Here is a 19,056-nt window from a genome sequence, read left to right as displayed (position 1 = left end):
ACAAAGGAAAATACACCATGGCTATGAAAATTCGCCTCGCCCGCGGCGGCTCCAAGAAACGCCCCTTTTACCGCATCGTTGCTGCCGACAGCCGCATGCCCCGCGACGGGCGCTACATCGAGAAACTGGGCACATATAACCCACTTCTCGCCAAGGACAGCGAAGAGCGCGTCAAGATGAATGTCGAGCGCATCCAGTACTGGCTCGGCCAGGGCGCACAGCCCACCGACCGGATCGCCCGCATGCTCGAAGCCGCCGACGTTCTGCCCAAGAAAGAGCGCGCCAACCTGAAAAAAGGCGAGCCCGGCAAGAAAGCCAAAGAGCGCGCTGAAGAAAAAGCCGCCAAGGTCGCAGCCGCCGCCGCTCCAGCAGAAGAAGCGCCCGCCGAGGCCCCTGCCGAAGAAGAAGCAGCCGCAGAGTAAGCAGCACGCCTTCGCGTAAAACGACGCCCGCCCCGACACAACTCGGGGCGGGCTTTTTTTGCCAGCGCACCGGCTGGGCGGCGTTTTCTTCCGAAACAACCAGCACAAAGCCGCGCATCGACGGGCCGCGGTATGGCGATCAAGTGGTGATGCGGGCGCGCTTTATGGCAGCCAAGTTCTTCTTCGCTGTCCGCTTGGCGCTGCCATCCGCCAAATCGCCGTGCCGGGGGGCGGCCCGTCGATGCGCGACGGCCTACGACCTTGAATCCGCGCAGGCACTTCACAGGCGAGTTTGCCAGCTCCACTGACAGGCTTTTGGCGCAACACAAAGCCAATGAGGTCCAATCGCTGAGAGCCAACATCGCGGATACTTCACAAGACGCGGGCGGTGCAAAAAAACCCGTCCCATGCGCCCAGGCTTCCCCGCTCTGGACAAACCCACCCCCTCCGGCGCAAATGCACCCCTAATCGCAAGCCTTGAAAGGTGCCCATGTTCGGCCTGATCCGCACGCCCATTCTGGTCCTTATCGCCTTTACAGCGGGGCTGCTCTATGAGCGCCATCAGGCCGGTGAAGCCTGCGAAGGCTCGGGCGGCAAGATGCATGACGGAGTGTGCTGGAATGAGTGATGATCTGATCTGTGTCGGGGCCATCAGCGGCTCTTACGGGGTGAACGGTGAAGTGCGGGTGAAATCCTTTTGCGCCGTGCCGGACGACATCGAAACCTACAGCCCGCTCACCACGCAGGACGGCGCGCGCAGCTTTGCCCTTGCCCTGATCCGGCCGATGAAAAACGGCTTTGTCGCCCGCATCGCCGAGGTCGCCACCAAGGAACAGGCCGACGCGCTCAAGGGCACACAACTGTTTGCGCGGCGTGTCCAGTTGCCCAGCCTGCCGGATGATGAATACTACTATTCCGACCTCACCGGGCTTGAGGTGTTCGACACTGGTGGCGCGCCTTTGGGACAGGTCAAATCGGTGCAGAACCACGGCGCGGGCGACCTGCTCGAAGTGCAGTTGCCCGGCGGCAGCGCAACCGTCCTTGTCCCCTTCACCATGGCCGTTGTGCCCACGGTCGATCTGAGCGCGGGTCGCATCGTGGCCGACCCGCCAGAGGGCCTGTTCTAGGCGATGGTGCGGCGTCTGGTTGTCCATGCGGGCTTTCACAAGACTGCCACGACAACCCTGCAAAACACGCTCGCCGCCCATAGCGAATTGCTCGCACCCCACGCCCACATCCTGCTGCGCGCCGAAATGAAGGGCCTGTGCGAAGCGGCGCGGCACTATTCCAAAACCGGTACCGAATTCGACCTGGGGCTTGTCGCCTACGAGGCCGCCCTGCTGGCCGAGGACTGGACGCAAGACACTGTCCTTTTGTCCTCCGAAGACCTCAGTGGCCACATGCCCGGGCGTCACGGTCTGATGGATTACAGCGCCGCGCCCCGGTTGGTTGCGTCGATGACGGACGCCTGGCGGGCCGCCTGCCCGAAGGCCCGGATCACATGGGTCTACACCACCCGCGCGCCGGGCCCGTGGTTGGCCAGTTGCCATGTGCAGCACCTGCGCGCGGTGCGAATGACGTTGGATGCAGCGGGCTATGCGACCGCCTATGCGGGTTCTGCTGATCTGGACGGCATCGTCGCGCAACTGCGCCGTACCGGGGCCGACGTCACCGCACTCCCGATCGAGGAACATGGCGACACCCTTGTAGACCAGCTTCTGCGCTGTGCCGACATCCCGGCACCGGTCCGCGCTCAAGTGCGGCAGGTCAAAGCGGCCAACACCTCGCCCGACCCGGACAGGATCACGGCCTTGCTCGACCTCAACCGCTCAAACCTGTCTCATGCGGATTGGCGCGCGGCACGCACCGCATTGCTGAACCGGGGCCATTGAGGCCCGTGGCGGCCATTCCAAGTGGTGCGTTCTGCTTGCACTGACCAAGGCCCCGCCGATCCCATTCAATCGGACCTTAAGGTTTCTTTGCGACTATTCCGTTTCAACCAGAGGAACACGCGCATGCCCGATAACCTTCGCATCCTGATCTATGCGGTATTGGCAGGTGCCGCCATCGTTGCCGTCGTCTTTTCGTTTCCGTCCCTGACGACACCGGACGGCGGAGGCGGAACAGGGGCTGATCAAGTTCAATTTGAAGCCATCTTTGCGCAGGAAATGTCCCATTGCCAAAGCCAGCCCGAGGACATCGATTGCCAATGCTACGCCAGCATTTCCGGGACGATACAGTCGGACACCGCGACCAGAGTGCCCCGCGCGCAATATGCCGGGAAACAGGACCTTGCGCGATGGCAAGCGGGCGAAAGCTGCTGAAAGGCACGATGCACCGCCGCTTGACGATGCCCTGAAGCCATTCTCAACCCCTCTTGCCCGGGCATGCGACAGCACCTGCCGCTTGAACTTCTGGCCGCAAACCGCGCATACCCGGATCGAGCGGCCCGCAAGGCCGCCACACCGGCGATCCGCGCCAGGGGCCAAGACAAATGAGTGCACCAAAGAAATCCCACGGACGCAAGGCGATCCGGCCGACGCTCAAACCCTCTTCGCTGATGGACGAAGCGCCTGATCTGGTGGGCGTTTGGCAAGCCCGTATCGTGACCCTGTTTCCGGAAGTCTTTCCCGGCGTGCTCGGGGCGTCACTCACCGGCAAGGCGCTGCAGGACGGCAAATGGCAGCTGCACACCCACGAATTGCGCGCCCACGGTGTGGGCAAGCACCGCAATGTCGATGACACCCCTGCCGGGGGCGGCGCGGGCATGGTGCTGCGCGCGGACGTGGTAAGCGCGGCCCTCAGCGAAGCGCAGGCCCACGCCCGCGGACGCTGGCCGATCCTCTACATGTCCCCGCGCGGGCGGCCCTTCGATCAGGCCTTGGCGCGGGATCTGGCGCGCTGCGACGGGGTCACCATGCTCTGCGGACGGTTCGAAGGGGTGGATGAACGCGTCCTCGAACACTGGGGCGTGACCGAGGTGTCCCTGGGCGATTTCGTCATGACCGGGGGCGAAATTGCAGCGCAAGCGATGCTAGATGCGACGGTGCGGCTACTGCCCGGCGTGCTGGGCAACGCCCAAAGCGCGGTCGAGGAAAGCCATTCCTCTGGCCTGCTCGAACACCCGCAATACACCAAACCTGCAAGCTGGGAAGGGCGCGACATCCCGCCCGTCCTGCTGTCCGGCGATCACGGCAAAATCGCCGCATGGCGCCAACAGATGGCCGAACAACTCACGCAAGAGCGGCGGCCAGACCTGTGGCAAAAGCGCAAGCCTCAAAGCTAGCGCCCGAATTTTGAGCAAAAACGTGCCGAATTCCAAAAATTAACCAAGTTTTGACAGATTCCTCGGAGAGCTTTGAGTATAGGCAAGCAGTGGAGTCACGACATGAGCAAGCTATTCGGCGTGTTTGGCAAGAAACCGACACAAGACACATCCAAGGGTAAACCCAAACGGTTCACCCGGTTTCAGGACGCCCCCGAAGGCGGGGCATGGACACCCGACTCCGACAAGAAATTCACCCGTTTCGGCCCGACCGAGACAACTACGGCCCCCGCGCGCCCGACCCCCGTGGCAGAGCGCAGACCTGTGCGCGAGGCCGCAGTGCCCGCCCGGAAACTGCTCGACACAACCGACCACCTCGAGTCCGAAGCACAGATCCCCGTGTCGATCCTGCGCCGGGCCCTGCCACAGCGCTTTGCCGAAATGCGCAATGAATTGCGCGAACAGGGACGGATGCAGGCGTCGCACTGAGCACACCCCGCCACGCGCCGGCAAAAGCGGCGCGTTTGAACACTTGATCACCCGCCACACCGCCCCTATACACCGCTCATTCCGACTCGGGTCCGTCCCGACCGGACCCTTTTTGCTGTGGTGGCTTCTTCGGCACCGATACGCGGCGACAAGGGATGCAAGGCAAGGAACGATGACCTGACCTCTGGCGGGCGCCACGGCGGACCCGGTGAAGACGCAGAGCTCTGAGGCGCACATAACCTTCGTGGGATAACCGCGAGCATATATAGGAGATGCGTCAATGGACGTGATCGCACAGATCGAGGCGGAGCAAATTGCCGCCCTGGGTAAAGACATCCCCGATTTCAAAGCCGGGGACACCATCCGTGTCGGCTTTAAAGTGACCGAAGGGACCCGCACCCGGGTCCAGAACTACGAAGGTGTCTGCATCGCGCGCAACAACGGCCACGGCATTGCCGGCTCGTTCACCGTGCGCAAGATTTCCTTCGGCGAAGGGGTCGAGCGTGTGTTCCCCCTCTATTCGACCAACATCGACAGCATCACAGTGGTGCGCCGGGGCCGCGTGCGCCGGGCCAAGCTCTACTACCTGCGCTCGCGTCGCGGCAAATCCGCTCGTATCGCAGAAGTGTCCAACTACAAACCGAAAGCCGAAGGAGCCAAGGCATGAAGGCCGATACGCATCCCGACTACCACATGATCAACGTCAAGATGACGGACGGCACGGTCGTGGAAATGAAATCGACATGGGGCAAGGAAGGCGACCAGCTGTCGCTCGACATCGACCCCTCGGTGCACCCCGCCTGGACGGGCGGCTCCTCGCGCCTGATGGACACCGGTGGGCGCGTGTCCAAGTTCAAGAACAAGTATGCAGGTCTTACTCTGTAAGCACCTGCGCTGCGAAACTGGAAAAGGCCGCTCCGTTATGGGGCGGCCTTTTGCGTTTGGGGGAGGCGAAACCGCCGTCGCACCGTTCCTTCGCCAGTCCGCAGGATGGCGAAGGTACACCGCTGCCCAAGCACTTTATAGTCCAAGGATATCTCTCCCGAGACGCATCCCCTCGCCAAGATCACCGCACCGATCCATCGCCAGTCCGCGGGATGGCGACGCAACGCCCCTTCCCAGACGGTTTATGGATCAAGGATATCGCCCCGTCCGCCTGTCGCACCAAACTTTGCCAATTCGCCAGCCCGGTCGGGCGGACTGGCGATGGACCGGCGCGCTGCGCGCTTGGTTCCGATCCGGGGGCTTAGTGGTGGTGTTGCGAATAACTGCTCCGAGTCCGATTTGACCGATGCCACGGAAATCTTGAGTGACTGCACCGCGCAGAAAGCGGACTTTGCAAAGTTGGAAGTTATGGAGAAAGACGGGTGCAAGTACCATCAGCTCAATGTACAGTTTGGCTAGGCCATTGACCCCAAGAAATCAGTCGCCATAAGGTCGAACAACTCAACGAGGACTGATTTCTGTGACAGCACATGCGTCTTACAAGCAGGTGGCAGACGCATCTATCCGAGATCTTCTCCTCGAATACGAATGCCAACCAATTTTGTTCATCGGAAGTGGGCTGTCCAAAAGGTATTTTGGCGCACCAACATGGCGAGAGCTGCTAGAAGCAGTTTTCTCCATGATGCCGAACGGGACGCAACGGTACGAATACACCCGCCAGAAGCTAGACGATGATCCTATCGCCATTGGTAGTGAGCTTGCTGATCAGGTTTTTGAGTGGGCATGGGCAGAAGGGCGCTCAGAGTTTCCGGAAGAGTTCTATGCTTCGACGGTGAGCAAGGATTGCTTCGTAAAATATCTAGCCTGCCGACACCTAGAGGAGCTAACGCCGTTAGTAGACGATGCTTCTGCCGAATACTTATCGGAACTTGCTGCCTTGGCGGAAATCAAGCCTCATGCAATCATTACAACCAATTATGATCTGTTCTTGGAACAGGTTTTCGAAGGTTATGAAACGATAACTGGTCAGAGCATCATTCGGTACAATACGAACAGCTTTGGCGAAATCTACCACATACATGGTGACGTAACAGAGCCATCGACAATTGTTCTGACAAAGGGTGACTACGACGAATGGAGTAAAAAAAAGAAGTATGTCTCAGCAAAACTGCTTACATACTTCGCGGAGCACCCTGTGTTTATCTTTGGATACGGACTTGGCGACGAAAACGTAAAGTCCATAATGCGAGATATCGGGGAGCTGGTTGCCGATGAAAGCGGACTGATAAGAAACGTTTATCAAGTCGTTTGGCGAAGTGGTGAACTGGAAGAAAATCCACCAGATCAAGCACTGTTTGCGGTGGACGGAAAAGAGTATCGAACTAAGGCGATTCATACCAAGGATTTGAAGTGGGTGTTCTCAGCTCTGAAAAGCCAATCAGCATTGACGTCCATAAATCCAAAACTGGTCCGAGCACTCGCAGCTAGGATGATGAAGCTGATCAGACATGACATTCCATCTGGTAGTGTCGAAGTAAATTATGATGTCCTTGAACGCGTTTCAGACGAACAAGATCACTTGCCGTCATTGCTTGGTATAACTAGCATCAACAATCCAAACCAATCACACCCATTTACGTTAACGCAATTGGCTGGACGCATAGGACTTCCAAACTGGCAAGCTGCAAACAAACTTTTGCACCGGATCAAGGACGAGAAGGGAGTCGATTTGCGCTCTACCGACAATCGTTACCACTGCCGGATCAAGACTGGCACTAGGGAAACGAGCTCCACTCGTAAGTGGTCGCAACAGGGCGCAGACTTGCTCTTGGATGTTCTCGAAGGCAACGAATACGAAATAGACCTTTAGCCTTCTACAAGACACCGATGTCCGGTTTGGGCTGACAACAGTCGTTGCTTCCGTTGAAATGAAACGAATAGTCTTAGTTCAGTCTAGTTTGATACAAAGACAGCTACCTTGTTATCCCCAACACACCGCAGCGAATTCACCCAACCAACCGACCCCCAAATCCTAACAAACCCTGAATCCGCCTCTGTAACCCCTTGATATCTATAAACCGTACCCGCGTCCCAGCGTGGGACACCTCAGCGGGACAGGCCCGCCGCCTTCCGCGCCAGGGCCTCGATCCCGGCCCAGTCCCCGGCCAGAACCTTGTCCTTGGGGGCCACCCAGGACCCCCCGGCGCAGACCACGTTTGGCAGGCTCAGATAGCTCATCGCATTGCCCATGCTCACCCCACCCGTCGGGCAGAACGAGATCTGCGGCAGCGGCGCGCCGATCGCCTTGAGGGCCGGTGCCCCGCCCGACGCCTCGGCCGGGAAGAATTTCAGCATGTCATAGCCCCGCTCCAGCAGGCACATCGCCTCGGACGCGGTGGCTGCCCCCGGCAGCAGGGGCAGCTCCTCCGCCTCGCAGGCCGCGATCAGCGCGTCCGTCGCCCCCGGAGAGACCCCGAACTGAGCGCCCGCTTCCTTGGCCGCATAGACATCATCCGGCGTCACCAGCGTGCCAGCCCCGACGACCCCGCCCGGCACCGCGGCCATGGCGGCGATCACGTCGAGGGCCGCAGGGGTACGCAGGGTCACCTCGAGTGCAGGCAGCCCGCCCGCCACCAGCGCTTCGGCCAGCGGGCGGGCATGGGCCACGTCCTCGACCACAAGCACAGGTACGATCGGCGCCAGCGCACAGATTTCACGGGCCCGCAGGGCGGCAGCTTTGGCAGTCATCATGATCAAAAGTCTCCGAATACAGTCGCGCCAGTATTGGCAGAGCCGACGTTTGAGCGAAAGGCCGTGAACATGTCACGCCCGGCGCCCCAGTGATTGTCGCTCAGATCGGCCGTCGCGTGGGGCCGCTCCAGCACACCTTCGGTCAGCACTTCGAGCACGCCAGCCTCTGCATCGACCCGCAGGATGTCGCCGTCCTGCAGCTGGCCAATGGGGCCGCCATCCAGCGCCTCGGGCGAGACATGGATCGCCGAAGGCACCTTTCCGGAAGCGCCCGACATGCGCCCGTCGGTCACCAGCGCCACCTTCTGCCCGCGCCCCTGCATGATGCCCAGCAGTGGTGTCAGGCTGTGCAGTTCCGGCATCCCGTTCGCCTTGGGGCCCTGGAACCGCACGACGATGATCACATCGCCCTCGAACTCGCCTGCCTTGAACGCGGCCTTGACCTCGTCCTGATCGTGGAACACGCGGCAAGGTGCTTCGACAATCCGGTGCTCAGGTGCGACGGCAGAGATCTTCATCACGCCCGTGCCGAGGGTACCGACCAAACGGCTGAGGCCCCCGGTCGCCTGGAACGGATCGGTTGCGGGGCGCAGGATGCCGGTGTTCAGGCTCTCGCCGCTGCCGGGTGTCCAGGTCAGCGCACCGCCGTCCAGTTTGGGCTCGTGTGTGTAATTCTCCAGCCCCTCACCGGCGACCGTCTTGGTGTCGTCATGCAAGAGCCCTGCATTCAGCAGTTGCCCGATCATGAAGCCAAGACCGCCCGCCGCGTGGAACTGGTTCACATCCGCCATCCCGTTGGGATAGACGCGTGCCAGAAGTGGGGTAATTTCGGACAGGTCGCTGAAGTCCTCCCAGTCCAGAATGATACCGCCCGCACGCGCCATGGCGATGAGGTGGATCAGCAGGTTGGTGGACCCGCCCGTCGCATTCAGCCCGACAATTCCGTTCACAAACGCCTTTTCGTCGAGGATATCGCACACGGGCGTATAGCTGTTGCCCAGCGCCGACAGGGACAGCGCGCGCTTGGCGCCCTCGATGGTCAGCGCGTCGCGCAGGTCGGTGTTGGGATTGACAAAGGACGAGCCGGGCAGGTGCAGGCCCATGAACTCCATCAGCATCTGGTTGGTGTTGGCGGTGCCGTAAAACGTGCAGGTACCGGGGCCATGATAGGCGGCCATCTCTGCTTTCAGCAGTTCCTCGCGCGTGGCCTCACCGGCTGCGAAACGCTGACGGACCTTGGCCTTTTCATCATTGGGCAGGCCGCTGGTCATCGGCCCCGCAGGCAGAAACACCGCAGGCAGGTGACCAAAGGATTGCGCCGCGATGATCAGGCCCGGCACGATCTTGTCACAGACGCCCAGAAACACGGCCGCATCAAAGGTGTTGTGGCTGAGCGCGACACCGGCGGCCAGCGCAATCACGTCACGCGAAAACAGGGACAACTCCATCCCCGCCTCGCCTTGTGTCACGCCATCACACATCGCAGGCACACCGCCCGCAACCTGCGCCGTGCCCCCGGCGGCCCGCACCGCGTCACGGATAAGGGTGGGATAGCGTTCGAACGGCTGGTGGGCCGACAGCATGTCGTTATAGGCGGTGACGATCCCAAGGTTGCCGCTGCTTGCCTCGGCCAGCCGGGTCTGGTCGTCCCCGGCGGCGGCAAAGGCGTGGGCCTGCCCGCTGCAGGACAGGTGCGCGCGCGCCGGACCATCGGATTTCGCCTTGGCCATCCGGTCCAGATAGCGGCGCCGGGAGGGGCCGCTGCGTTCGATCACGCGCGTCGTTACGCGGGTCATGACGGGGTGAAGGGGCATTGTGCTCTCCTATGTGAAACTGGTTTGGGCGCAGCTTAACACATCTTTTCTGATAGCGCTAACAAGTAGGTGACTGAGTCCCCCGCGCCACGCTGACGCAGGAAAAGGACCGAGGCCGCTTTCCAAGGGGAATCCCACAACATATAGTGGCGGAAAATCCGGCAAGCGGATGAGGGCAAGAGGGCAGCAATGGCGCATATTATCGTCGTGGGCAACGAAAAGGGCGGCGCGGGCAAATCGACCGTGTCCATGCATGTCGCAACGGCGCTGGCCCGGATGGGACACAAGGTCAGCGCGCTTGATCTTGACCTGCGGCAACGGACCTTTGGGCGCTATGTGGAAAACCGAAAGGCATTTCTGGTCTCCTCCGGCCTCAGCCTGCCATCGCCCGATGCCCATGACCTTCCCGAAATCGACGCCTCGGCCCTGAAACCGGGCGAAAACATCTATGATCACCGCCTCAGTGCGGCGGTGGCACAACTGGAAGCAGATAACGATTTCATCCTGATCGACTGCCCCGGCTCGCACACACGGCTGTCACAGGTGGCCCATTCGCTGGCCGACACGCTGATCACGCCGCTCAATGACAGTTTTGTCGACTTTGACCTGCTGGCGCGGATCGATGCATCGGGCGAAAAGATTCTTGGCCCGTCGGTCTATTCCGAAATGGTCTGGAACGCGCGGCAATTGCGGGCGCAGGCGGGCCTGAAACCGATCGAGTGGATCGTGGTGCGCAACCGCATGGGCGCCCAGCGCATGGTCAACAAGGAAAAGATGGAACGCGCCATCAAGATGCTGTCCAAGCGCGTCGGCTTCCGCATCGCGGCAGGCTTTTCTGAGCGGGTGATTTTCCGCGAGTTGTTCCCGCGCGGTCTCACCTTGCTGGACCTCAAGGATATCGGCGTCAAACAGCTCAACATCTCGAACGTCGCGGCCCGGCAAGAGCTGCGCGAGCTGCTCAAGACGCTGGAGCTGCCCGGGGTCGTGGTCGACATCTAGGCCCTGAAACGCACTTAGGACAGTTGTGCCTCGAACCAATCGAGCATGCGCCCGGCCCAACCGCTGGGGGCGCCATGGCCACCCTTGTGCAGCATCAATTCGATCTTGCCCGACTGGCAATCCGTCCAGTGTCGGAACCACAACTCACCATCATAGCTGTTGCGCTCGGGCTGGCGGGCATCGCAGCCATTGGTCTCGCGCAGGATCTTGAGCGAGGCCCAGACATCGCCCTGCACCACGCGCCCACCGCCAAAGGATCGCCCCTCAAGCGGGACGGTTCGGTCGTTCCAGCCATGGGTGTGATACAGCATCACAGGGGCCGCGCATGTCTCAGGCAGGTCGTCCCAGAACGCACCTGCCAACGGCGCATAGGCGGTCGCAAAACTAGGATCGTGGCAGGCGATGTCCCACACCATCGATCCACCGCGCGAGAACCCGGCCAGCAGCACGGGCTCGCCCGCAAGCCCGGTCTTGCCCTGCACATCGGCCAGGACTTCGCGCAGAAACACCGCATCGTCCCGCTCAAAAGACGACCCGCGCGCCCGCACCGACCAGTTGCGTATAAAGCGCGATTCGGGATGGTAGCCTTCTGGCGCGACAAAGGCGTAGCCGCGCGCCAGTGCCCCGCGCGCGAGCCCTGAATTCAGCAAGCCGCTGGCCTTCGCCCCGGCCCCGTGCAGGTGGATGACAAGGCCCTTTGGCGCCACACCGTCAGGCACTGCCATATGGTAATTTCCGCTTTGCACAGTGCACGGCGTGTCGGCATCGCCGCAGTTCAGCGACTGGGCCGCCACAGGGGCTGCAAACAGGCTGAGGGCCGCAATCAGGGGCAGGGCAAACAAGCGCATTCAATCATCCTTTGAGGGGCGGCCATTGCGCCAGATTGAGCCGTCGCAGCACGGCAGGCAAATCACGATACCATGACCTCGGCGAGGCTGCGGATTTGCGATCATAGCCTCGATCCAACACGGGTTCGCAATGCAGTGCTTGAAGCGGTCGCAATAGCCAATAGAATGCGCCCCATGTTCAAAATGTACCAACCGCAAACTCCGCCCCATCGCATGATCCATTGTGCCCACTGTCCGGGCGGGAACTAGGATGCCCGACTATCTCTTTGACCTGCTGTCCTGGGCGGTCTTCTTCATCGCGTTTTTCATCGTGCTGCGCTGGTTCCAGAGCAAGAAGAAGAACAAGAGTGACGACGACACGTAACTGGGGCCGGGCACCAGTCCGGATATGCGCCCTGCAAGGAAATTGACAGACCCGTGCTGACCTTTCTCACTTTGACCTCATGGCTGGCCTGTACCCTTTGGCAATCGCCCGCAATCCTGCGGCCCGCGCGATCAATAACACCTCCACCCGGGTCAAAAGCCCCCGCCAGCGGTCCGCGCTGGTGGTGACCCCAACGAAAGACCGTCCATGCCCCTCACATCCTCATGGGTTGCCAGCGCCAATTCTGCTGACACCGACTTTCCCCTGAACAACCTGCCGTACGGCGTGTTTTCAACCCCGTCGCTTGAGGCCCGCTGTGGCGTCGCTATCGGGGACATGATCCTGGACATGGAGGCCTGCGAGGAACAGGGGATCATCGACCTCACCGACGAGCCGCTGTTTGACGTGCCGTTCTGGAACGAGCTGATGGAACAAGGGCCCGCCGTCTGGACCGCGCTGCGCAACCGACTTGGCGATCTGCTGGCCGAGGGGACGCGCGACCGCGCACTGATCGAGCCACACTTGGTGCCGATGGGTGAGGCGACGCTGCATCTGCCGCTTGTGGTGTCCGAATACACCGATTTTTACGCAGGTCGCCATCATGCCACCAATGTGGGCACCATGTTTCGCGGCGCCGAAAATGCGCTGCCTTCGAACTGGCTGCACATCCCTATCGGTTATAACGGGCGCGCCTCGTCCGTGGTTGTGTCGGGGACCGATATCCGTCGCCCGTGGGGGCAGCTCAAATCCCCCGATCATGACACACCCGCCTTTCTGCCTTCGCGCCGCTTTGATCTGGAACTGGAAATGGGCGCGATTGTCGGCATGTCCTCGGATGGGCCCATCACCGTGGACGAGGCGGATGCGGCGATATTTGGCTATGTGCTGCTCAACGATTGGTCCGCGCGCGACATTCAGGCCTGGGAATACCAGCCCCTTGGCCCGTTTCAGGCCAAGGCAACCGCCACATCGATTTCCCCTTGGATCGTGACCAAGGCCGCGCTTGATCCGTTTCGTACTTCCACGCCCGAGCGTGAGTTCGAACTGCTCGACCATCTCAAGGACACGGGGCCGATGCTCTATGACATCGACCTGACCGTGACCCTTGCGCCTGATGGCAAACCCGCGACCACCATTGCCCAGACCAACTTCAAGGAAATGTATTACTCCAGCGCCCAGCAACTCGCCCATCACTCAACATCGGGCTGCCCGATGAATGTGGGCGACCTGCTTGGGTCCGGCACCATATCGGGGCCAAGCAAGCACGCACGCGGCAGCCTGCTGGAACTCAGCTGGGGCGGCAAGGAACCCCTCACCCTCGACACCGGCGAGACCCGCACCTTTCTCGAGGATGGAGACACGCTGACCCTCGCTGGTCATGCCACGGGCGATGGGTACCGGATTGGCTTTGGCACATGCACCGGCACCCTGCAGCCTGCGCTCAAGGATCCTTACGCGCGATGATCCCCGTACCTTTCAGCAGATAAACCGAATGAGCAACAAACACGGCCCCACGCGCGGCGGTCTCAAGTTCCGGCTTGGCTTTTCCCTTGTCGGCCTCACGCTCGTGGCAGTCGCCCTGATCTACCGCGGCTGGCCGCAGGGCCCCGGCGGGTGGGAAGCCATCGGCCTCGGCACCCTCTTTTTCGGCGGCACGTTGATCTGGACGCTGCGCAAGTTGATCCGGGGCGATCACAGTTAGGGCGCTGCGGCCCAGACCTCGACCTCCACCACGAATTCCGGACGGGTAAAGCCCGACACGATGACCAGCGTCGAGCTTGGCAACACCGCCCGTGTGGCCAGAAACGCATCGCGCGCGGCCATATATCCTTGCATATGCGCGCGCTCCGTCACGTAGGCGCTGACGTGAAAGACGTCCGCCGCCGCCATGCCCGCCGCATCCAGAATGGCCGCAATATTGGCAAAACAGAGCTCCGCCTGCGCCTCCGCCTCGTCAGGGACCGTGCCATCCTGCGCCTGCCCCAGCTGCCCCGCCGTGCGCACGATCCGCCAGCCCGGCGGCACTTCGATCCCGTGGGAATAGCGGGCAACGGGCGGGGCGATGGCGGCGGGGTTCAGGCTTTTCATATGCGAATCCTTGCGCACGCGCGCGAAATTTGAAAGCCTGAAGGCACATCTCTGGCACAGATTTCGCATCTCAAGGGCCGCTGACATCCACTTTCCACCGAAAGGGAAAGCAATGGACAAGCGACTGCTATGCGTGCGCCACGGCGATGGCCCTATTGACGACAGGATCACCACGTGGTGCGGCGCGCGTAATGTGCGCCTTGATGCCCGCGGTCCGTGGCAGGGGGACGCCTTGGGCGAGGTCACCGACGATCTGGCCGGTGTCGTGATCTATGGCGGCATCTACAACGCCTATGACACGTCGCTGCACCCGTTCCTGAACGAAGAATACCGCATGATCGACGCCGCGATGAAGGCGGATGTGCCGCTGCTGGGGATATGTCAGGGCGCGCAGATGATCGCCCACCACCTCGGCGCATGGGCGGGCGCCCCGGCCCATGGCAATCACGAATTTGGCTGGTACGAGGTGACCCCGACCGACGACGGCCGCGACATCTTCCCTCAGCCCCTGCACTTTGCGCAGTCCCATTTCCACACCTTCGATCTGCCCGGAGGTGCGCGCCATCTGGCACGCAGCGCGCTGTTCGAGAATCAGGCCTTTGCCATCGGCGCGCGGGTCGTGGGGGTGCAGTTCCACCCCGAACAGACGATTGCGGGCTTTCAGCGCTGGCAGACGCGCGGCGAAAACTCGGGGCGGTATTCCGAACCCGGTGTACAAACCCGCGATCAGCAGACCGCGCTGATGCTGGAACATGACGCCGCGCAAGGGGCCTGGTTTTCCGGCTTTCTTGAAGGCTTCTTTGGAGGTGCGCCATGATCCCGCTCTGGTCCGAACAGGTGCGCGGCGATTTCGACGCGTTGCCCGACACCGCCATCGCAGTCCTGCCGCTTGGGGCCACGGAACAGCACGGCCCCCACCTGCCCTTTTCCGTCGACAGCGCGCTGACCGAGGCGGTGTTGGCGCGCACCGAAACCACCGCCCGCGCCCTGCAACTGCCGACCCTGTCGATCACAAAAAGCGACGAACACGCCGCCCATGCAGGCACGCTGACGCTAAGCGCCGAGACTTTGCTGGCCACCTTGAGCGACATCACCGCCTCCGTCGCACGCGCGGGTGTCAGGCGGCTCGTCTATTTCAACGGCCACGGTGGCAACACCGCTCTGCTCGAGGTCGCCGTGCGCGCCGCACGCATCGATCACGGGCTGATCGCGGCCCATACAAGCTGGCTCGCCTTTGCCGATCTGACAGGCTTTGACCCCGCCGCGCTGGCACACGATTTGCACGCGGGGGACGTCGAAACCAGCGCCATGCTGGCCGCGCGCCCCGACCTTGTGCGCATGGAACACGCACTCAATTTCACAACAAGAATCGCAACGTGGGAAAGCGCGGGCCACCTCACCGGGCTCACGGGCCAACCCGCCCGCCCCGGCTGGATCATCGACGATCTGAACCCGGAAGGCGCCCTTGGTGACGCCGCCAGCGCGACGCCGAACAAGGGACAAGAACTGCTGGACAGCGCCGGCGCCCGGTTCGCCCGCTGGCTCGAGGATTTCGCAACCTTTGATGTGGGCGTAGCGGAATGAGTGACGTTCTGGTGCCGACGGCCCTTGTCGCCGACCCTGCCCGCTTTGGTGGCACCACGGTCGGGGACTGCCTGCGCGGCACGCCAATCCTGCGCGACGGCCGTCTCGTGGCGCTAGACTCGCCAGCCGGGGACACCGCACAGATGCTTATCCCGCATCTCATCGAACCGCACTGCCACCTCGACAAATGCCATACTATCGCGCGGCTTGGCCAGGTTGGCGGCGACCTGCGCCACGCCATCGCCCGCCAGACCGAAGACAAGGGCAACTGGACCGAAACCGACCTGCGCACGCGCGCCCGCCAAGGCCTCAGCGAAGCACATGCCAACGGCTGTCGCGCCATCCGAAGCCATGTGGACTGGGGTGACACCGCCGATCCGCCCCTCAGCTGGTCCGTGCTGAACGAATGCGCCCAGGACACGCCCGGCCTGCAATTGGCCGCCCTGACCGGGATCACCGCATGGGCCGATACAGAATTTGCACAAGCCATGGGCCAGACCCTCGCCGCCAGCCAAGGGGTCGCCGGGGCCTTTCTGCTGGAGCATGAGCAGATGCAAGCGGGGCTCGACCACATCTTTGATATCGCCACACGCCACGGGTTGATGCTCGATTTCCATGTGGACGAGGGGCTGGGGGCCTACAACGGGCTTGAGGCCATCGCGGACACCGCCCGCGCCACCGGGTTCGAAGGGCCCATAATGTGCGGACACGCCGTCAGCCTGATGGACCGCTCGCCCGCAGATTTCGCCCGCATTGCCGACAAATGCGCGCGGGCCCAGATCACCATCTGCACGCTCCCGGTCACCAACCTCTACCTGCAGGGGCGCACCGACGGCACGCCCGATCGGCGCGGCATCACCCGGCTGCGCGAATTGCGCGATGCAGGGGTGCGGGTGGTCGTCGGCTCGGACAATGTGGGCGACGCCTTTTGCCCGCTGGGGGCGCATGACCCGCGCGCCGCCCTTGCGCTGGCCTGCGTCACCGCCCATCTCGACCCGCCGCTGGGGGACTGGCTGGCCACCATTACAACCGACTCCGCCCACGCCATCGGGCGCGCGCCCGTCACCGTGGACGGCGCGCAACTGTCGGATCTCTTGACATGTGACGTGACCCACACCGCCAACCTCATCTCGGGACGCACGCCCCTGCGTCCCGCGACGGAGACAGTGTCATGACCTCCCTTTCCGGCAAAACCGACATCGACTGGACCGCCTTTGCCACCGCCCTCGCACCGGTCGAGGTCATCACCGAGCCGGTGCTGATCAAGAAACGTAGCCGCGATTTCTTCTGGTACTCACCCATTCTGAACAGGGAATTGAAACGCTGTTTCGGCGATCTGGTGGCGCGACCCAAATCGCCCGAAGAAATGGCGCACGTACTGGCCGTCGCCTACGCCCATGACGCGCCCATCGTCATGCGCGGCGGGGGCACGGGCAATTACGGACAATCCGTGCCGATGGACGGCGGGCTGATCATCGACACCACAGCGATGGACGCAGTGATTGAGGTCGGGGATGGCTTTGTGCGGGCAGAGGCCGGTACGCTGATGGCCGACATCAACACGTCCCTGCAGGCTTCAGGTCAGGAAATGGCCATGTTCCCCTCGACGCAGGACATCGCCACTGTCGGCGGCTTTGTCGCCGGGGGCAGCGCCGGGATCGGCTCGATCGCCAACGGCGCGCTGCGCGATCCGGGCAACATCGTCTCGCTCACCGCCATGAGCGTCGAAGCACAGCCGCAAATACGCACCTTTGACGGACCCGAAGCCCTGCAAATCCACCACGCATGGGGGCTGAACGGCGTGATCCTCGATGTGACCCTGCGCACCGTGCCACGGCGCGACTGGGTCGGCTGCATCGTCACCTTCGACACCTACGAGGCCGCCTACCGGGCGGGCCTTGCCGTGGCGCAAGCCCCTGACATCGCGCGCAAACTGCTGACCACGGTCGATGCGCGCATCTGCACCTATTTCCCTAAACTCAAAGGGCACATTCGCCCGGAAAAGCACTTGCTGGTCTCGATGATCCCAATCGAGGACCGTGCCGCCTTCCGCGCGCTGATCGAAGGGCACGGCGGCCACGTGGACCTGATGCTGACCGACACCGAACGACAGGCCGCGGGCCTGCCCCATGTCTACGATTTCAGCTACAATCACACCACGTTGCAGGTGCTCAAAGCGGATCGCTCTGCCACGTACCAGCAGGTGGGCTGCCCGATCCCGCCCGACCCCGACGCCATCGCAGCCCTGCGTCCCAAACTGGGGGACGATGCCTGGATGCACCACGAATTCGCGCGCGTGGGGGGCGAGATCGTGACCTTCGATCTGCCGGTCATCTGGTTTTCCACTCCCGAACGGCTGGCAGAGATCAACGCGACCTACACCGCCAACGGTTTTCCCGTCTACGACGCGCATACATGGAATGTCGAAGGTGGCGGGCTCAAGGCCGACTATGTGCATTTGGCCTGGAAGAAACGGATGGACCCCAAGGGGCTGCTGAACGCGGCCAAGTCACGGTTCTGGGCAGATGTCGCACACATGACCCCGGACGAGATCGAAGCGCTGGGACAGACAGGAGAGTGACGCGATGCGCACAAGCCCCCTCACCGACAGGTTCGGAGTCGAGCTGCACGACATCGACCTGAGCACCATCAACGCCAAAACATACGCATCCGTCCGGCGGGCGTTCGAACAACACTCTGCCCTGTTGTTCCGCAACCAGACCATCGACGACGACGCCCATATGCGGCTGGCGCGGCTTTTTGGCCCGATCGAGGATCGCACCGCGGACGAGCGCGACGAAGGCGAGGCGTTCAAAGTGCCGCAGGTCAGCAACCTGCGGGCGGATGGCACCGTCACCGAGGAACTGGACCTGCACACATTGCACCTCAAGGCCAACATGCTCTGGCACGCCGACAGCACCTTTCTGCCCACCCCGGCGCTGGCCAATATCCTGATCGGGCGGGTGGTGACAGAGACGGGCGGGGCAACCGAACTGGCCTCGACCCGGGCAGGCTGGGCCGACATGCCGGACCGGTTGCGCAACCGGATACGCGACAAAGGGTTGTGGCACCGCTATGCCCATTCGCGCGCGCGGATCAGCCCGGAGCTTGCCGCGCTGCCGATGTTTCACAAATGGCCCGATCAGCTGTGGCGGGCGGTATGGCGCAACCCAGTCACGCAAGACGACGCCCTTTATATCGCCAGCCACGCCTTTGCTGTCGACGGGATGGAGGCCAAAGCAGGCGCGCAACTGATCGACGAACTGATCGGATGGGTCACGCAGCCACCTTATGTCTACACCCACCACTGGCAGGTCGGAGACGTGCTGATTTGGGACCAAAGGGCGGTTTTGCACCGTGGGACGCCGTGGAATTACAAAAAACCCCGCGTCTTATCGAGTATTTGTGTATCCGCGACGACATCGGATGGGGTTGACGCCATGCGCTTGATCGTTTGAACTCTGCCCGTCCCCCCGCAAGAAAGAGG

General features: G+C 62.2%; 22 protein-coding genes. 18 read left to right on the top strand and 4 right to left on the bottom strand.

Going from position 1 to position 19,056, the window contains the following annotated elements; translation table 11 throughout:
- The first annotated feature begins 17 nt into the window (after positions 1-17).
- The 10 genes from rpsP to Q1A89_RS01620 all read left to right on the top strand — a co-directional run bounded on the left by rpsP (position 18) and on the right by Q1A89_RS01620 (position 6,991).
- Positions 18-422 (top strand): 30S ribosomal protein S16, encoded by a 405-nt coding sequence (rpsP, locus tag Q1A89_RS01665; protein WP_299722791.1) that lies wholly within the window; start codon positions 18-20, stop codon positions 420-422.
- Between the two features lie 490 nt (positions 423-912).
- A complete protein-coding gene (locus Q1A89_RS01660) occupies positions 913-1,050 on the top strand; it encodes a hypothetical protein (RefSeq protein ID WP_299722788.1) in 138 nt (45 codons plus the stop codon).
- Complete coding sequence (rimM, locus tag Q1A89_RS01655) at positions 1,043-1,549, top strand: ribosome maturation factor RimM (protein ID WP_299722785.1); 507 nt, start codon at positions 1,043-1,045, stop codon at positions 1,547-1,549. Before Q1A89_RS01660 ends, rimM begins: the two co-directional genes overlap by 8 nt.
- Before the next feature lie 3 nt (positions 1,550-1,552).
- Positions 1,553-2,314 (top strand): hypothetical protein, encoded by a 762-nt coding sequence (locus Q1A89_RS01650; protein WP_299722782.1) that lies wholly within the window; start codon positions 1,553-1,555, stop codon positions 2,312-2,314.
- Between the two features lie 123 nt (positions 2,315-2,437).
- Entirely contained in the window at positions 2,438-2,746 is a 309-nt protein-coding gene (locus Q1A89_RS01645) for a hypothetical protein (RefSeq protein WP_299722779.1), read from the top strand.
- 170 nt (positions 2,747-2,916) lie between these two features.
- Positions 2,917-3,708 (top strand): tRNA (guanosine(37)-N1)-methyltransferase TrmD, encoded by a 792-nt coding sequence (gene trmD / locus Q1A89_RS01640; protein WP_299722776.1) that lies wholly within the window; start codon positions 2,917-2,919, stop codon positions 3,706-3,708.
- A 102-nt stretch (positions 3,709-3,810) separates the two neighbouring features.
- On the top strand, positions 3,811-4,176 hold the full coding sequence (locus Q1A89_RS01635) for a hypothetical protein (RefSeq protein WP_299722773.1): 366 nt from the start codon (positions 3,811-3,813) through the stop codon (positions 4,174-4,176).
- 280 nt (positions 4,177-4,456) lie between these two features.
- A complete protein-coding gene (rplS, locus tag Q1A89_RS01630) occupies positions 4,457-4,843 on the top strand; it encodes a 50S ribosomal protein L19 (protein ID WP_299722770.1) in 387 nt (128 codons plus the stop codon).
- Positions 4,840-5,061, top strand: coding sequence for a 50S ribosomal protein L31 (gene rpmE / locus Q1A89_RS01625; protein WP_299722767.1), 222 nt, complete (start codon positions 4,840-4,842; stop codon positions 5,059-5,061). Before rplS ends, rpmE begins: the two co-directional genes overlap by 4 nt.
- A 580-nt stretch (positions 5,062-5,641) precedes the next feature.
- Entirely contained in the window at positions 5,642-6,991 is a 1,350-nt protein-coding gene (locus tag Q1A89_RS01620) for an SIR2 family protein (RefSeq protein ID WP_299722764.1), read from the top strand.
- Between the two features lie 236 nt (positions 6,992-7,227).
- Here Q1A89_RS01620 and eda read toward each other — a convergent pair whose 3' ends face one another.
- Together eda and edd are read right to left on the bottom strand one after the other, a co-directional pair.
- The gene (gene eda, locus Q1A89_RS01615; protein ID WP_299726029.1) at positions 7,228-7,869 is read right to left on the bottom strand and encodes a bifunctional 4-hydroxy-2-oxoglutarate aldolase/2-dehydro-3-deoxy-phosphogluconate aldolase; all 642 of its coding nucleotides are present in this window, start codon (positions 7,867-7,869) and stop codon (positions 7,228-7,230) included.
- Between the two features lie 5 nt (positions 7,870-7,874).
- Complete coding sequence (gene edd, locus Q1A89_RS01610; RefSeq protein WP_299722761.1) at positions 7,875-9,686, bottom strand: phosphogluconate dehydratase; 1,812 nt, start codon at positions 9,684-9,686, stop codon at positions 7,875-7,877.
- Positions 9,687-9,875: 189 nt separating this feature from the next.
- Here edd and Q1A89_RS01605 point away from each other — a divergent pair, with 189 nt between their 5' ends.
- Positions 9,876-10,685: a division plane positioning ATPase MipZ gene (locus Q1A89_RS01605; RefSeq protein WP_299722758.1), complete on the top strand. Its 810-nt coding sequence runs from the start codon at positions 9,876-9,878 to the stop codon at positions 10,683-10,685.
- Positions 10,686-10,699: 14 nt separating this feature from the next.
- Here Q1A89_RS01605 and Q1A89_RS01600 read toward each other — a convergent pair whose 3' ends face one another.
- Positions 10,700-11,533, bottom strand: coding sequence for a polyhydroxybutyrate depolymerase (locus tag Q1A89_RS01600; protein WP_299722755.1), 834 nt, complete (start codon positions 11,531-11,533; stop codon positions 10,700-10,702).
- Positions 11,534-12,104: 571 nt separating this feature from the next.
- On the opposite strand from Q1A89_RS01600, the gene fahA reads away from it, so the two are divergent.
- Together fahA and Q1A89_RS01590 are read left to right on the top strand one after the other, a co-directional pair.
- Complete coding sequence (gene fahA / locus Q1A89_RS01595) at positions 12,105-13,361, top strand: fumarylacetoacetase (protein ID WP_299722753.1); 1,257 nt, start codon at positions 12,105-12,107, stop codon at positions 13,359-13,361.
- 28 nt (positions 13,362-13,389) lie between these two features.
- A complete protein-coding gene (locus Q1A89_RS01590; RefSeq protein ID WP_299722750.1) occupies positions 13,390-13,599 on the top strand; it encodes a hypothetical protein in 210 nt (69 codons plus the stop codon).
- On the opposite strand, the gene Q1A89_RS01585 is transcribed toward Q1A89_RS01590, so the two are convergent.
- Positions 13,596-13,985, bottom strand: a complete 390-nt coding sequence (locus tag Q1A89_RS01585; protein ID WP_299722747.1) for a RidA family protein — start codon at positions 13,983-13,985, stop codon at positions 13,596-13,598. The genes Q1A89_RS01590 and Q1A89_RS01585 overlap by 4 nt on opposite strands.
- 112 nt (positions 13,986-14,097) lie before the next feature.
- Here Q1A89_RS01585 and Q1A89_RS01580 point away from each other — a divergent pair, with 112 nt between their 5' ends.
- Genes Q1A89_RS01580 through Q1A89_RS01560 form a run of 5 tightly spaced genes read left to right on the top strand, consistent with a single transcriptional unit; the run spans position 14,098 to position 19,027 of the window.
- Positions 14,098-14,802 (top strand): glutamine amidotransferase, encoded by a 705-nt coding sequence (locus Q1A89_RS01580; RefSeq protein ID WP_299722744.1) that lies wholly within the window; start codon positions 14,098-14,100, stop codon positions 14,800-14,802.
- On the top strand, positions 14,799-15,569 hold the full coding sequence (locus Q1A89_RS01575; RefSeq protein WP_299722741.1) for a creatininase family protein: 771 nt from the start codon (positions 14,799-14,801) through the stop codon (positions 15,567-15,569). The genes Q1A89_RS01580 and Q1A89_RS01575 overlap by 4 nt, the downstream gene beginning before the upstream one ends.
- Positions 15,566-16,744, top strand: coding sequence for an amidohydrolase family protein (locus Q1A89_RS01570; RefSeq protein ID WP_299722738.1), 1,179 nt, complete (start codon positions 15,566-15,568; stop codon positions 16,742-16,744). Before Q1A89_RS01575 ends, Q1A89_RS01570 begins: the two co-directional genes overlap by 4 nt.
- Positions 16,741-18,150 carry an FAD-binding oxidoreductase gene (locus Q1A89_RS01565; protein ID WP_299722735.1) on the top strand — a complete coding sequence of 470 codons (1,410 nt, stop codon included), beginning with the start codon at positions 16,741-16,743 and terminating at the stop codon, positions 18,148-18,150. The genes Q1A89_RS01570 and Q1A89_RS01565 overlap by 4 nt, the downstream gene beginning before the upstream one ends.
- 4 nt (positions 18,151-18,154) lie before the next feature.
- Positions 18,155-19,027, top strand: a complete 873-nt coding sequence (locus Q1A89_RS01560; protein ID WP_299722732.1) for a TauD/TfdA family dioxygenase — start codon at positions 18,155-18,157, stop codon at positions 19,025-19,027.
- Positions 19,028-19,056 lie beyond the last annotated feature (29 nt).

It is taken from the genome of uncultured Tateyamaria sp. (genome assembly GCF_947503045.1).
Classification (GTDB): Bacteria; Pseudomonadota; Alphaproteobacteria; order Rhodobacterales; family Rhodobacteraceae; genus Tateyamaria.
The sequence above is the reverse complement of the archived record's forward strand: the minus strand, read 5'-3'. Positions and strand labels throughout refer to the sequence as shown.

Coding starts and splice junctions, on each gene's coding strand:
- Q1A89_RS01580 (WP_299722744.1), top strand. CDS start 14,098: ATGGACAAGCGACTGCTATGCGTGCGCCACGGCGATGGCCCTATTGAC.
- edd (WP_299722761.1), bottom strand. CDS start 9,686: ATGCCCCTTCACCCCGTCATGACCCGCGTAACGACGCGCGTGATCGAA.
- Q1A89_RS01590 (WP_299722750.1), top strand. CDS start 13,390: ATGAGCAACAAACACGGCCCCACGCGCGGCGGTCTCAAGTTCCGGCTT.
- Q1A89_RS01605 (WP_299722758.1), top strand. CDS start 9,876: ATGGCGCATATTATCGTCGTGGGCAACGAAAAGGGCGGCGCGGGCAAA.
- rplS (WP_299722770.1), top strand. CDS start 4,457: ATGGACGTGATCGCACAGATCGAGGCGGAGCAAATTGCCGCCCTGGGT.
- trmD (WP_299722776.1), top strand. CDS start 2,917: ATGAGTGCACCAAAGAAATCCCACGGACGCAAGGCGATCCGGCCGACG.
- rpsP (WP_299722791.1), top strand. CDS start 18: ATGGCTATGAAAATTCGCCTCGCCCGCGGCGGCTCCAAGAAACGCCCC.
- rpmE (WP_299722767.1), top strand. CDS start 4,840: ATGAAGGCCGATACGCATCCCGACTACCACATGATCAACGTCAAGATG.
- fahA (WP_299722753.1), top strand. CDS start 12,105: ATGCCCCTCACATCCTCATGGGTTGCCAGCGCCAATTCTGCTGACACC.
- Q1A89_RS01660 (WP_299722788.1), top strand. CDS start 913: ATGTTCGGCCTGATCCGCACGCCCATTCTGGTCCTTATCGCCTTTACA.
- Q1A89_RS01585 (WP_299722747.1), bottom strand. CDS start 13,985: ATGAAAAGCCTGAACCCCGCCGCCATCGCCCCGCCCGTTGCCCGCTAT.
- Q1A89_RS01600 (WP_299722755.1), bottom strand. CDS start 11,533: ATGCGCTTGTTTGCCCTGCCCCTGATTGCGGCCCTCAGCCTGTTTGCA.
- Q1A89_RS01635 (WP_299722773.1), top strand. CDS start 3,811: ATGAGCAAGCTATTCGGCGTGTTTGGCAAGAAACCGACACAAGACACA.
- rimM (WP_299722785.1), top strand. CDS start 1,043: ATGAGTGATGATCTGATCTGTGTCGGGGCCATCAGCGGCTCTTACGGG.
- Q1A89_RS01650 (WP_299722782.1), top strand. CDS start 1,553: ATGGTGCGGCGTCTGGTTGTCCATGCGGGCTTTCACAAGACTGCCACG.
- eda (WP_299726029.1), bottom strand. CDS start 7,869: ATGACTGCCAAAGCTGCCGCCCTGCGGGCCCGTGAAATCTGTGCGCTG.
- Q1A89_RS01570 (WP_299722738.1), top strand. CDS start 15,566: ATGAGTGACGTTCTGGTGCCGACGGCCCTTGTCGCCGACCCTGCCCGC.
- Q1A89_RS01565 (WP_299722735.1), top strand. CDS start 16,741: ATGACCTCCCTTTCCGGCAAAACCGACATCGACTGGACCGCCTTTGCC.
- Q1A89_RS01575 (WP_299722741.1), top strand. CDS start 14,799: ATGATCCCGCTCTGGTCCGAACAGGTGCGCGGCGATTTCGACGCGTTG.
- Q1A89_RS01560 (WP_299722732.1), top strand. CDS start 18,155: ATGCGCACAAGCCCCCTCACCGACAGGTTCGGAGTCGAGCTGCACGAC.
- Q1A89_RS01645 (WP_299722779.1), top strand. CDS start 2,438: ATGCCCGATAACCTTCGCATCCTGATCTATGCGGTATTGGCAGGTGCC.